This window comes from Stappia sediminis (assembly GCF_009826895.1).
Lineage (GTDB): Bacteria > Pseudomonadota > Alphaproteobacteria > Rhizobiales > Stappiaceae > Hongsoonwoonella > Hongsoonwoonella sediminis.
The window spans coordinates 322,898-334,992 of the sequence record NZ_WUMV01000001.1 but is presented as its reverse complement, the minus strand read 5'-3'; the positions used below and the strand labels follow the sequence as shown (position 1 = coordinate 334,992).

Sequence of the window (12,095 nt, the reverse complement as noted above, 5' to 3'; positions counted from 1 at the left end):
AGGCCGGCGTGATGCCAAAACAACACCGGATTCGTCTTCCCGCACTGCTTTAACGCTACGATAACGCGCAACTCGATATTTACTTCCAAAACCAATACCCTTCGGCCATGGCATGGGGTCTGCACAAGCGCGGTGGCGCGGTCCATGCGCATCTTTTCCCGACAGATATCGTAATTTCCGCTTGCTCCCCTGCAAGCGTTCCGCTATCACTTCGGATGCGTACCGTACGGTACAGTTCGCATCTCAAGCTGGTCAGCAAGCCGGGGCGCCATCAGTGCTGGAACAACCGACGAATTCGCGCAAGGCTGAGGACATGAAGACGCATAGTGCCTTCACGCCGCGCCAGCGCGAGGTTCTAGCGGTCGCCCTCAAGCTGCTGGTGGAAGGAGGCGACAAGGCCCTGACCACGGCTGGTCTCGCGCGGGCCGCGAATTGCTCCAAGGAAAGTCTCTACAAATGGTTCGGCGACCGGGACGGCCTGCTTGCCGGCGTCGTCGCCTACCAGGCAAGCAAGGTGCGCATCGCCGATGACCTCGCCGCCCATGGTCGCGATGCTTTTCGCGAAGAGCTCGAGACGTTCGCGCAAGACCTGCTGACGGTTCTCGCCGGCGACACCTCGCTTGCGCTCAACCGCCTGGCGATATCCCACGCAAGCCGCGACGGCGCGCCGCTCGGCCGGCTACTTCTCGAGCGTGGGCGCCTGCCGATCGGCCAGCGCGCGCGCGCCCTTCTCGAATTCGGCCGCAGGCACCGGTATCTTGCATTCGACGATGTGGAGGCTGCCTATCAGGCGCTTTACGGCCTCATCGTCGGAGATCTTCATGGCCGCCTCCTGCTCGGCGATCGCTTGAGCGATGCGGAGGCTGATTTTTCCGCCCGCGCCAAAAAGGCGGTGGGCCATTTCTACCGGCTCTTCGGGGCCGGCGCATGAACGAGTGAACAACAACCCAAGGAAGGAATGATCCGATGCGTGTCTATTACGATCGCGATGCCGATCTCAATCTGATCAAGTCGAAGAAGGTCGCCGTCATCGGCTACGGCTCGCAGGGCCGCGCCCATGCGCTGAACCTCAAGGACTCCGGCGTGCAGAACGTCGCCATCGCGTTGCGTGCGGGCTCCACGACGGCGCTCAAGGCCGAGGCCGACGGCTTCGAGGTCAAGACCGTCGCCGAAGCAGCCGCTTGGGCCGACGTCATGATGATGGCGACGCCTGACGAGCTGCAGGCCGACATCTATCGGGATCACATCGCCGACAACATTCGCGACGGCGCGGCGATCGCCTTCGCCCATGGCCTCAACGTCCATTTCGCGCTGATCGAGCCGAAGTCGACGGTCGACGTCATCATGATCGCGCCGAAGGGCCCGGGCCACACCGTGCGCGGCGAGTTCGAGCGCGGCGGCGGCGTGCCCTGCCTTGTCGCCGTCCATCAGGACGCTTCGGGCAATGCGCTCGATGTCGCGCTTGCCTATGCCTCCGGCGTCGGCGGCGGACGCTCCGGCATCATCGAGACCACCTTCCAGGAAGAATGCGAGACCGATCTCTTCGGCGAGCAGGCCGTGCTTTGCGGCGGCCTCGTCGAACTTATCCGTGCCGGTTTCGAGACGCTGGTTGAAGCCGGCTACGCTCCGGAAATGGCCTATTTCGAGTGCCTGCACGAGGTGAAACTCATCGTCGACCTCATCTACGAGGGCGGCATCGCCAACATGAACTATTCCATCTCCAACACGGCGGAATGGGGCGAGTACATGTCCGGCCCGCGCGTCGTCACGTCCGAGACGAAGGCGGAGATGAAGCGCATCCTCACCGACATCCAGACCGGCAAGTTCACCTCCGAGTGGATGCAGGAGTGCAAGGCCGGCCAGGCGCGCTTCAAGGCGACGCGCCGTCTCAACGACGCTCACCAGATCGAGGAAGTCGGCGAGAAGCTGCGCGGCATGATGCCCTGGATCAAGAAGGGCGCGCTGGTCGACAAGTCCCGGAACTGAGGTCGGCTCTGCCCTTCTCGATCACGGATTCTCGCATTGCGCCTGCCTATCGGCAGGACGCGGGGGATCAAGAAGGGCGCGCTGGTCGACAAGTCCCGGAACTGAGACTTTTGAAAGCCAGAATTACACCGAAATATACGGCCCGCCATTGGCGGGCCGTTAACTATTCCAGACGCTAGTTTCCATAATCTCTGGACCGGTCCTGCGGTTTCGTAATACCCAATTCGTACCTAACGTAAATTTTCAAGGCGGTATCGATTCCCGGTCGATAGAGCAGGCCGCTTCCTTTCAGGGGGGTATCTGGGGCGGAACCGGATGGACAATTTTTCGCTGTTTGCCGCGAATGCCATCATTCTCTTCGTATTCGCGGCGGCGTTTTACGCAACCTGGCTGGAGCAGCCCGACGCGCGTTACTGGAAGTCGTGGGCGGTCGCCAACCTCCTGCTCGGCGTATCGCTGATCTTCTTCATGGCAGAACCGCACCTGCCAGCCTCGGTTATAGTGGTGGCCCCGAACGGGCTGTTGATCCTTGGGTTCACCTTGCGCTGGTGCGGCGCGCGTGAATTCGCCGGCCGCGAAATGCCGCTTGGTTATGCGGTAGCGCCATTCGCATGTTTCGCCGCCCTTTGCGCCGTCCCCTGGTTCATCGCCTCCTACGGGGCCGTCTATACGGTGGTGAACCTGATCCTGGCGATCCTGGCCCTCGGCACGGCGGCGGAATTCTTCCGCGACAGGCGAGACGGGCTCCTGTCGCGCTACGGTCTCGTTTTCAGCTACTCCCTCATGGGCCTTTCGTTTGCCCTTCGCGTCCTGCAAGGGATTTTGGAAGGGAACGAGATGGCCTATCAGCTTCCGGACGACATGATGCTCGTCCTGCATCTTGTCGTCGCGCTGGTCTATACGAGTTCCAGCGGCGCCTTTTCGCTCACCATCGCTTACGAGCGAAACGCGGCGGAACAGCGCGAAGCGGCCCTTCGCGATCCGCTGACCGGCGTCTACAACAGGCGCGACTTCGAAAACCGGCTGCACACGTTGCTTGAAGACGACAAGGCACCGCGTTTCGCGATCGTCCAGTTCGACATCGACCACTTCAAACAGGTGAACGACCGTTTCGGCCATGCCGCCGGGGACAAGGCGCTGAGGCTCTGCGCCAGCGCGATCCGGGACGCCCTTCGCCCGCAGGATTGTCTCGCCCGCCTCGGTGGCGAGGAGTTCGCCGCCCTCCTCGTCGATATCGAGCGCGAGGAAGCCGCCCGGATCGCCGACAGGGTCCGCGAAGCGGTTTCCGCAATAGCGCTCGACGTCACCGAAGACGGCTACCGGCTGACGGTCTCGGCCGGCATTTATCACGCCGGCTCGTCGCATCCCGATTTCGACGCGGTCATGAAGATCGCCGACGACTGCCTCTATCTGGCGAAGAACCGGGGCCGCGACCGGATCGAGCTATCGCCGGCGGCCGCGTAAAAGATCAGAAATTTTCCTCGATCAGCTCCGCGACCCGCCGGTCGCGCGCGCCTTCGCTCGGCCCGCCCATGACGACGACGATGAGGCTCTTTCCCCCGCGCCGGGCGGAAGCTGCGAGGTTGAAGCCCGACAGGCGGATATAGCCCGTCTTCATGCCGTCGACGCCGGCCACGCGGCCAAGCAGGTTGTTGGTCGCCTTGAAGGTTCGCCCGCCGTAGCTGAAGGAGCGGGCACGAAAGTAGCTCGCGTATTGCGGAAAGCGGGTCTTGAGCGCGCGCGCAAGTGTCGCCATGTCGCGGGCCGTCGTCACCTGTGCGGTATCCGGCAGGCCGGAAGCATTGACGAAGCGCGTGCGGCGCATGCCCAGCGCCTGGGCCTTTTGCGTCATCTTGCGGGCAAACGCCCGTTCCGAGCCGGAGATGTTTTCCGCGATCACCACGGCAACGTCATTGCCGGATTTTACGGCGATCGCCTGGGCGGCATCCTTCACGCTGATTGTCGAGCCCGCCTTCACGCCAATCTTCGCCGGCGGCTGCGAGGCGGCATTGGCCGATACCCTGAGCGGGCTGTCGAGGTTGAGCTTGCCCGCCGATACCTCCTCGAACAGGAGGTAGAGCGTCATCATCTTCGTGAGCGAGGCCGGGTAGCGCGGCGCATCGGCGTCAAGTTCGTAGAGTGCCTTGCCGGAACGCGCGTCGATGACGATTTCCGCGCGCGCCCTCGCCTCCGCCTTTGCGGGAACCGGGGCCAGCGAGAGGGTATTGACGGCTGCGACCGCCGGAGCCGCCGTCGTGGAGGACGGAACGCTGGCGGCACCTTGCGGCGTCACGCTCTGGCAGGCGGCAAGCGCAAGCAGGCCAAGAGCTGCGACAAAGCCGTTCAAACGTGTGCGGATACGCGCGCTGCCCATCGGCAAACCTTTACAAAATCCGAAAACCCGTTCACCGCAGCCTACAGAATTCGCTTTCCTGTGCAATTACGGTTTCATCCTGTAGCCGGTCTTGAAGATCCACCAGACGACGCCAAGGCAGACGACCAGAAACGCGAAGGTCATCGACAGGCTGACCGCGATGCCGACATCCGCCTGTCCGTAGAAGCTCCAGCGGAAGCCGGAGATCAGGTACACGACCGGATTGAACAGCGTGACCGTCTGCCAGAACTCCGGCAGCATCTTGATGGAATAGAAGCTGCCGCCCAGAAACGCGAGCGGGGTCACGACCAGCAACGGGACAAGCTGCAGCTTCTCGAAATTGTCGGCCCAGATGCCGATGATGAAACCGAGCAGCGAAAACGTGACGCACGTCAGCACAAGGAACGCCAGCATCCAGACGGGATGGCGGATTTCGATCGCCACGAAGAAATGCGCGGTCGCCAGGATGATCAGCCCGATGATCAGGGACTTCGTCGCCGCCGCGCCGACATAGCCGACCACGATCTCCATGGCGGATATCGGCGCTGACAGGATTTCGTAGACCGTCCCGACGAAGCGTGGAAAATAGATGCCGAAGGCCGCGTTGGAGATGCTTTGCATCAAAAGCGTCATCATCATCAGGCCCGGCACGATGAAGGCGCCATAGTCCACGCCGTCGATCTGCTGAATGCGCGAGCCGATCGCCGAACCGAAGACGATGAAATAGAGCGCGGTGGAAATCACCGGAGAAATCACGCTTTGGGCGACCGTGCGCCGCATGCGGTCCATTTCGAACAGGTAGATCGTCTGAATCGCGCGCAGGTTCATTTGCGTCCCCTGACAAGGCTTACGAAAATTTCTTCAAGCGAGCTTTGCTTTGTCTGCAGGTCGCGGAAGCGAATGCCCGCATCGCCAAGGTCCTTGAGGAGCGAGGTGATGCCCGTCCGCTCCCCTTGCGTGTCGTAGTGGTAGACGATCTCGTACCCCTCGCCGGCAAGCTCCAGGTCGTGGCCGTTGAGCGAGGCGGGAAGGCTATCCAGCGGATCGTGCAGATGCAGCGTCAGCTCCTTGCGTCCGAGCTTGCGCATCAACTCCGCCTTTTCGTCCACCAGAATGATCTCACCCCTTGAGATGACGCCCACCCGGTCGGCCATTTCCTCGGCTTCCTCGATGTAATGCGTGGTGAGAATGATGGTGACGCCCGTTTGCTGCAGCTTTCGCACCACCTCCCACATGTCGCGGCGCAGTTCCACATCGACGCCGGCCGTCGGCTCGTCGAGGAAAAGGATCTGCGGCTCATGCGCAAGCGCCTTGGCGATCAGGACACGTCGTTTCATGCCGCCCGAAAGCGTCATGATCTGCGCGTCCTTCTTGTCCCACAGGCTCAGGTCCTTCAGCACTTTCTCCAGGTAGTCCGGGTTCTTGCGCTTGCCGAACAGCCCGCGCGAGAAGGAGATCGTCTGCCAGACGGTGACGAAGGCATCCGTCGTCAGTTCCTGCGGCACAAGGCCTATCAGGCTGCGCGCCGCGCGGTAATCGGAAAGGATATCGTTTCCGTCCACCGTAACGCTCCCGGCGCTCGGGTTCACGAGGCCGCAGATAATGCTGATCAGCGTCGTCTTGCCAGCGCCGTTCGGGCCCAAAAGCGCGAAGACCTCGCCCCGGTTGATCGCAAGATCGACCTTTTTCAGCGCCTCGAAGCCGCTGTCATAGGTCTTGGACAGTCCACTGACATTCAAAATTGGCTGCATGGGGCGCAACTGGATACTCGCGTGGGCAGGAATTTCATGAACAGGGAATCGGGCCCGCGGCGGCCGAAAGCCGCAGGATACCGTACCGATGTGCCTTGGCTGAACAAAGGCTCGCGGACAGTGCCAGAACCGGACGGCGATGGAAAGAGCGGATTCGGATTGACGGCGCGCGACGTATGTCGCATCTTCGCGACATCGATTCCACGATCAAGGCAGAATCCGGAATGAAACCTTCTGCGAGCGAGCTCCTTCTTCTCAGGTCCTTGTGGCAGAAGGAAGAACTGAGCGCACGCGAACTGCATGAGATGGTGGCCGGTGAACTCGGCTGGTCGCCTTCCTCGACGCGCAAAACGCTCGATCGCATGGTCGCCAAGGGTCTCGTTTCCCGGCGGGATCTTCACGGCATCAATGTCTATCAGGCGAGCGCCGAAAAGCTGCCGACCATCGCCGCGATGACGCGCGATTTCGTCGAGAATGTCCTTGGGCTGAAGGCGCCCCTTCCCGTCTCGACCTTTTCGGGAAGCGACCTTTTGAGCGACGACGAGCTTCGCGAACTGGAAGCGCTTCTGGCGAAGGATGACGACGCATGACCATGTTCCTCGCCGCGCTTGCCTTCAGTCTTGTCTGGGGCGGCGTTCTCCGGGTTGGCGCCGTCGCATTGACGAAAGCCGCTCCCTCCCTGCGCGTGAGTCCATCCTTCCATCTGGCCTTGATCGTCTCCCTGGTCGTACCCGTCATCCTGATGCTTGCGGGCATCCGGCTGGGGTTGCCGGTCCTGCCGGCACTTCAGCCTTTGTCCGGTCTTTCGGCGCTGCAGGGCGGCATCGCTCTTCACGCCCCGGCCGAAATGCAGGCCGGTCTGGCGCATCCGCGCCCATCCTTTCGATGGCAAACCCTTTGCGCCGGTATCGCCATCACACTCTATGTCTTCGGCGCGGCGGTTCACTTGCTCCGGTTGTCGCGCACATGGCAGCGGCTTTCGGCAATCGCCGCGAACGCCACGCCCGATCCCGCCCTGCCACGAAGCGCCTGGCCGGTTGGTATCACGCACACTCCCATTCCCGCTTTCGTGATTGCGGGATGGCGACGGTCCATCGTCCTCCCGCAGGCGCTGGTTCTCACTTCTTCACCCCAACAGCTTGCAATGATCGTCGCGCATGAGGAGGCGCATCTGAAGGCCCGCGATCCCGAAGTCGCAGCTGCTCTTTCGCTGATCGTGGCAATCTTCTGGTTCAACCCCTTCGCGCGCGCTCTGGCCGGGCGGTGGCGTCTGGCGGCGGAGCTCCGCGCCGATGCGGCCGCTCTCGATAAAGCGCCAAAAGAAATGCGCAGGGCCTATGCAAGAATCCTGCTGTCGGCCCTGCGCATCCCAACGGATCGGGTAATGCCGTGCCCGCCTGCCACTTTCTCAACTCTCCAATTCAGGACCGAAAAGATGAGAATGACGAATATTCTGGAGGGCCGGTTTCCCGCCCGCAAAAGCCGCTTTTCCTTTGCATTTGCCGCTGCTTTTTCGCTCGCGCTGACAGGCGTCGGAGCCTCGCTTGCCACCTCTTCCCTTGCCGGGCCCGGCGCGGTCGATATCGTGAAGGGCCGTCTGGCGGTGTCCTTCGGCGTCATTCGCAAGGACGGGACGTTCCACAAAGGCGTCGATATCGCGGCACCTATCGGCACGCCGATCTTCACGCCGGAAGACATGATCGTCGTCGAGGCGAGCGATCTCTTTCGCGGCGAGCCGCGCTACGGCAAGGGCGTGGAACTGCGCTCCGTCGACGGGACGCGCCGGGCGCTCTTCACCCATGTCGACAGCTATTCGGTGAACCCCGGAGACCGGCTGAAAAAAGGCGAAGCCTTCGCCACCGTCGGCAAGAGCGGATCGACCCAGAGGCACGCCCATCTTCATCTTGAAGCGTTCGAGAACCGCAGGCGGGTCGATCCCGTCAGCCTCTGGCCGCAGTTGCGCAACTGAATATGGCCGGGAATGGTATCGTTCGCAGCTGGTGAACATACCGTTCCCCCTGCCCACCTGTAAGCCGGGCACTTTCCGCCCTACATTGGCTTCAAGTGAAATCAGGAGACAGCCCATGTCCATCCGCCCCGTCAAGCAGTTGAGCAGCGCCCAGCCCACGCTGGAAGGTGCCGGCGTACATCTTCACCGCGCCTTCGGTTTCGGCGATCCCGATCTTGCCGATCCGTTCCTGCTGTTCGACGATTTTCGCAACGAGCGCCCGCAGGACTACAAGGCCGGCTTCCCCTGGCATCCGCATCGCGGCATTGAGACGATCACATATGTCCTTGCTGGCACCGTCGACCATGGCGACAGCCTTGGAAACGCCGGTTCGCTCGGCGCGGGCGACGTGCAGTGGATGACAGCCGGTCGCGGCATTCTCCATCAGGAGATGCCGAAGGGAGACGAGAAAGGCCGCATGCACGGCTTCCAGCTCTGGGCGAACCTGCCCTCCTCGCTGAAGATGACCGAGCCGCGCTATCAGGACGTCAAGGGCGCCGACATTCCCGTCATCGTCGATGATGACGGCACCTCAGTGCGCGTCGTCTGCGGCGAGTTCTGGGGAAAGCGCGGGCCGGTCGACGGCATTGCAGCCGAGCCGCAGTATCTCGATATCTTCGTGCCCGCCGGCAAGCGCAAGGCCTTTCCGGTCGACACCTACCGCAAGGCCTTCGCCTATATTTTCGACGGGTCCGGCACCTTCCGCGATGCATCGAAGCCCTTCGGCGTGCTGACGGAAAAGGAATTCGAGGGCGAAGAGCTGAACATCCGCGATGAAAGCGGCAACCGCACGCTCGTCGTCTTCGACACTGGCGATGAAGTCGTCGTTCAGGCGGGCGAGCAAGGCATCCGCTTCCTGCTCGTTTCCGGCGCGCCGATCCGCGAGCCGGTCGCCTGGCACGGCCCCATCGTCATGAACACGCGCGAGGAACTCGCCCAGGCCTTCAACGAACTGAGGGCCGGCACGTTCATTCGGTGAGGCCCGGCGGAAGCGAAAGCGAAAGGCCCCGGAATTTCCGGGGCCTTTTTTATAGCTGGCTATCTACGTAGAACTGCCTCAAACGGCCCGCAGCTCCTGATGCCCGGGCCGGTTCTGGCGGGCCAGCAGCTTGTTGAGCGCCGAAACGTAGGCACGCGCGGAGGCGACCAGCGTGTCGGTGTCGGCGCCCTTGCCGGTCGCCATGCGCCCGTCCGCCTCGAGGCGCACGGAAACTTCCGCCTGCGCGTCCGTGCCTTCCGTCACCGCATGCACCTGATAGAGCGACAGCGTCGCGTCATGCGGCACGATATCCTTGATGGCGTTGAACGTCGCGTCCACCGGGCCGTCGCCGGTTGCCTCGCGGGTTTCGTGGCGCCCGTCGATATCCATCGTCAGGATCGCCTTTTGCGGCCCGCCGGTCCCGGCGATCACGGTCAGCGCGATCACCTTGATCTGCTCGCCCTGCGTCGCGATCTCGGTCTCGATCAGCGCCTCGATGTCCTCGTCGTAGACGTGCTTCTTGCGGTCTGCCAGTTCCTTGAAGCGGCGGAAGGCGTCCTGGAAGGCGTTGTCGCCGACCTCGTAGCCCAGCTCCTTCAGCTTGTCGCGGAAGGCGTGGCGGCCGGAGTGCTTGCCCATGACCAGAGAGGTCGATTTCACGCCCACATCCTCGGGGCGCATGATCTCGTAGGTCTCGGAGTTCTTCAGCATGCCGTCCTGGTGGATGCCGCTTTCATGGGCAAAGGCGTTCTTGCCGACGATCGCCTTGTTGTACTGGACTGGAAAGCCCGAGACGGCGGAAACGAGCTTGGAAGCGCGCGTCAGATACTTCGGATCGACGTTGCAGCTATAGGGCAGAACGTCGCCGCGCGTGCGCACGGCCATGACGATCTCTTCCAGCGCCGCGTTGCCCGCGCGCTCGCCGAGGCCGTTGATCGTGCATTCGATCTGCCGCGCCCCGCCCGCGACGCCCGCCAGCGAATTGGCGACCGCCAGCCCCAGGTCGTCATGGCAGTGGACGGAGAAGATCGCCTTGTCGGCGTCCGGCACGCGGTCCCGGATCGTCTCGAACATCGCGCGGTATTCCTCCGGCGTCGCATAGCCGACGGTGTCCGGCAGGTTGATCGTCGTAGCCCCCGCCCTGATTGCCGCCTCGACGCAGCGGCAGAGGTATTCGATCGGCGTGCGCGTTGCGTCCATCGCCGACCACTCCACGTCGTCGATCAGGTTGCGCGAGCGCGTCACCGTGTCGGTGATGATGTCGAGCACCTGCTCTTGCGTTTTGTTCATCTGGTGCTGCAGATGGATCGGCGAGGTGGAAACGAAGGTGTGGATGCGCCCGCGTTCGGCATGGCGCACCGCCTCGCCCGCGCGGTCGATATCGGCGTGGATGGCACGCGCCAGCCCCGCGATGACGGAACGTCTCGTGCGCTTGGCGATCTCGCAGACCGCCTCGAAGTCGCCGTTGGAGGCGATCGGAAAGCCCGCCTCGATGATGTCGACGCCCATGTCGTCGAGGATTTCGGCGACCTGCAGCTTCTCTTCCAGCGTCATGGATGCGCCGGGCGACTGTTCGCCGTCGCGCAAGGTGGTGTCGAAGATGCGGATTTCGTCGCTCGCGGCTACCGCGCCGTTGTTGCTTTCAGCGGTCATGGATCGAACTTCCTCAAGCTGCCTGCGCCGCCGCCGGAGCCTTGATCATCCCTGGGCAATCAGGGCGGGGCGCGAAAATCTGTCGGGTGAAACGTTATTCATCCCCTAAGCGCCCGTCCTCGACTATTGGGTCAGCCGACGCTCAGGGGCATCTAAGGAGGAGGTCGCCGAGTAGGAGGAGGTCGCGGCCAAGCGCGCGCGCACGGATCGCGTCAATTGCGTTCGTTTTGGAACCTGCAATGTGACCTTTGGCGATCATCGCTCGTGCTCAAGTCCTTGGCTCTGGCGCTTGCCTGTTTCGAATTCCGCCCGGTGAGCGAAATCGGCCGCAAGATGGTCGGCCGCAAACGCTAGAAAAGCGTTAACGCAAAGACTGGTAGCGCATCCCTTGCGGCAAAGCAAGATACTCCGCCTCAAAGATAAAGCTCGCCGCGCGCGACGACGACCGCCTGCCCGCCGATGCGCACACCGTGAAGCTTTCCGTTGTCGAGATCGATTTCGAGATCGATCAGCGACGGGCGGCCCATGTGGTAGCCCTGCTCGATGCGGATGAAATGCGTGCCGTCCAGAAGCTCGTCGAAATGGCGGACGACGCCGGCGAAAGCGGCTGCCGCCGCGCCCGTCGCCGGGTCTTCGACAATGCCCATCGTGGGCGCGAACATGCGTGCGGAAAAGGCGGAATCATGCGCCGTCGTCTGCCGGCAATAGACGTAGACGTCGCGGTGCGGTTCGGCTGCGAAGGCGCCGTCCCAGTCCTGCATCTGCGGCTTGGCGCGAGACAGGGCATCGAGGTTCGCGACGGGAATGAACGCGAAGGGCACGCCCGCCTCGAAGCAGGAAGGCACGTGGTTTTCGAACCCGACTTCATGCGGGGACAGGCCAAGGGCGGCCGCGATCGGCTCCTTCGCGCCGACGGGCATGCTTGGGCTGGAAAGCTTCGGCACGTCGAATTCCGCGAACCCGGCGGCTCCGCCCTTCAGCACCACGCCGCAGCGTACGTTGCCGATTTTCTCCTCCAGCACGACGACGGCATCGGCATCTCCCTCGACGTCGCCGAAGCGCTCGTGCGCCAGCAGGATCGCGGTCCCGACGGTCGGATGCCCGGCGAAGGGAAGCTCGCGCCCTGGCGTGAAGATCCGCACCTTCGCCGAATGGGCGGGGTTTTCCGCGGGCAGCACGAAGACCGTCTCCGAAAGGTTGAATTCCTTGGCGATAGCCTGCATGCGTTCGTCAGAAAGGCCTTCACCGTCCAGCACCACGGCAAGCGGGTTGCCGGCAAGCGCGCGATTGGTGAAAACGTCGAGCAGGGCATAGCGGCGGGCCATCGGCGAAACCTTCTTTCTC

General features: G+C 62.8%; 11 protein-coding genes. 6 read left to right on the top strand and 5 right to left on the bottom strand.

The window, feature by feature from the left end; translation table 11 throughout:
- Window positions 1–313 precede the first annotated feature (313 nt).
- The 3 genes from GR183_RS01550 to GR183_RS01540 all read left to right on the top strand — a co-directional run bounded on the left by GR183_RS01550 (window position 314) and on the right by GR183_RS01540 (window position 3,450).
- Window positions 314–931, top strand: coding sequence for a TetR/AcrR family transcriptional regulator (locus tag GR183_RS01550; protein ID WP_202395786.1), 618 nt, complete (start codon window positions 314–316; stop codon window positions 929–931).
- A gap of 35 nt (window positions 932–966) precedes the next feature.
- Entirely contained in the window at window positions 967–1,986 is a 1,020-nt protein-coding gene (gene ilvC / locus GR183_RS01545; RefSeq protein ID WP_160773820.1) for a ketol-acid reductoisomerase, read from the top strand.
- A gap of 315 nt (window positions 1,987–2,301) precedes the next feature.
- Window positions 2,302–3,450, top strand: coding sequence for a GGDEF domain-containing protein (locus GR183_RS01540; RefSeq protein ID WP_160773819.1), 1,149 nt, complete (start codon window positions 2,302–2,304; stop codon window positions 3,448–3,450).
- Between the two features lie 4 nt (window positions 3,451–3,454).
- On the opposite strand, the gene GR183_RS01535 is transcribed toward GR183_RS01540, so the two are convergent.
- The 3 genes from GR183_RS01535 to GR183_RS01525 all read right to left on the bottom strand — a co-directional run bounded on the left by GR183_RS01535 (window position 3,455) and on the right by GR183_RS01525 (window position 6,111).
- Window positions 3,455–4,360: a D-alanyl-D-alanine carboxypeptidase family protein gene (locus GR183_RS01535; protein WP_160773818.1), complete on the bottom strand. Its 906-nt coding sequence runs from the start codon at window positions 4,358–4,360 to the stop codon at window positions 3,455–3,457.
- Between the two features lie 66 nt (window positions 4,361–4,426).
- Window positions 4,427–5,188: an ABC transporter permease gene (locus GR183_RS01530; protein WP_160773817.1), complete on the bottom strand. Its 762-nt coding sequence runs from the start codon at window positions 5,186–5,188 to the stop codon at window positions 4,427–4,429.
- Window positions 5,185–6,111, bottom strand: a complete 927-nt coding sequence (locus tag GR183_RS01525) for an ABC transporter ATP-binding protein (RefSeq protein WP_160773816.1) — start codon at window positions 6,109–6,111, stop codon at window positions 5,185–5,187. The genes GR183_RS01530 and GR183_RS01525 overlap by 4 nt, the downstream gene beginning before the upstream one ends.
- A gap of 224 nt (window positions 6,112–6,335) precedes the next feature.
- Here GR183_RS01525 and GR183_RS01520 point away from each other — a divergent pair, with 224 nt between their 5' ends.
- From GR183_RS01520 to GR183_RS01510, 3 genes are all read left to right on the top strand, one after another.
- A complete protein-coding gene (locus tag GR183_RS01520) occupies window positions 6,336–6,701 on the top strand; it encodes a BlaI/MecI/CopY family transcriptional regulator (RefSeq protein WP_160773815.1) in 366 nt (121 codons plus the stop codon).
- Window positions 6,698–8,080, top strand: a complete 1,383-nt coding sequence (locus tag GR183_RS01515; protein WP_160773814.1) for a M23/M56 family metallopeptidase — start codon at window positions 6,698–6,700, stop codon at window positions 8,078–8,080. The genes GR183_RS01520 and GR183_RS01515 overlap by 4 nt, the downstream gene beginning before the upstream one ends.
- A 115-nt stretch (window positions 8,081–8,195) precedes the next feature.
- Window positions 8,196–9,098 (top strand): pirin family protein, encoded by a 903-nt coding sequence (locus GR183_RS01510; RefSeq protein ID WP_160773813.1) that lies wholly within the window; start codon window positions 8,196–8,198, stop codon window positions 9,096–9,098.
- Window positions 9,099–9,176: 78 nt separating this feature from the next.
- On the opposite strand, the gene GR183_RS01505 is transcribed toward GR183_RS01510, so the two are convergent.
- Together GR183_RS01505 and GR183_RS01500 are read right to left on the bottom strand one after the other, a co-directional pair.
- Complete coding sequence (locus tag GR183_RS01505; RefSeq protein ID WP_160773812.1) at window positions 9,177–10,751, bottom strand: 2-isopropylmalate synthase; 1,575 nt, start codon at window positions 10,749–10,751, stop codon at window positions 9,177–9,179.
- 413 nt (window positions 10,752–11,164) lie between these two features.
- Entirely contained in the window at window positions 11,165–12,076 is a 912-nt protein-coding gene (locus GR183_RS01500; RefSeq protein WP_160773811.1) for a PhzF family protein, read from the bottom strand.
- Between the last annotated feature and the right edge of the window lie 19 nt (window positions 12,077–12,095).

Excerpts from the sequence above, each read along its gene's own strand:
- GR183_RS01550 (WP_202395786.1), top strand. The coding sequence starts at position 314 with ATGAAGACGCATAGTGCCTTCACGCCGCGCCAGCGCGAGGTTCTAGCG.
- ilvC (WP_160773820.1), top strand. The coding sequence starts at position 967 with ATGCGTGTCTATTACGATCGCGATGCCGATCTCAATCTGATCAAGTCG.
- GR183_RS01540 (WP_160773819.1), top strand. The coding sequence starts at position 2,302 with ATGGACAATTTTTCGCTGTTTGCCGCGAATGCCATCATTCTCTTCGTA.
- GR183_RS01535 (WP_160773818.1), bottom strand. The coding sequence starts at position 4,360 with ATGGGCAGCGCGCGTATCCGCACACGTTTGAACGGCTTTGTCGCAGCT.
- GR183_RS01530 (WP_160773817.1), bottom strand. The coding sequence starts at position 5,188 with ATGAACCTGCGCGCGATTCAGACGATCTACCTGTTCGAAATGGACCGC.
- GR183_RS01525 (WP_160773816.1), bottom strand. The coding sequence starts at position 6,111 with ATGCAGCCAATTTTGAATGTCAGTGGACTGTCCAAGACCTATGACAGC.
- GR183_RS01520 (WP_160773815.1), top strand. The coding sequence starts at position 6,336 with ATGAAACCTTCTGCGAGCGAGCTCCTTCTTCTCAGGTCCTTGTGGCAG.
- GR183_RS01515 (WP_160773814.1), top strand. The coding sequence starts at position 6,698 with ATGACCATGTTCCTCGCCGCGCTTGCCTTCAGTCTTGTCTGGGGCGGC.
- GR183_RS01510 (WP_160773813.1), top strand. The coding sequence starts at position 8,196 with ATGTCCATCCGCCCCGTCAAGCAGTTGAGCAGCGCCCAGCCCACGCTG.
- GR183_RS01505 (WP_160773812.1), bottom strand. The coding sequence starts at position 10,751 with ATGACCGCTGAAAGCAACAACGGCGCGGTAGCCGCGAGCGACGAAATC.
- GR183_RS01500 (WP_160773811.1), bottom strand. The coding sequence starts at position 12,076 with ATGGCCCGCCGCTATGCCCTGCTCGACGTTTTCACCAATCGCGCGCTT.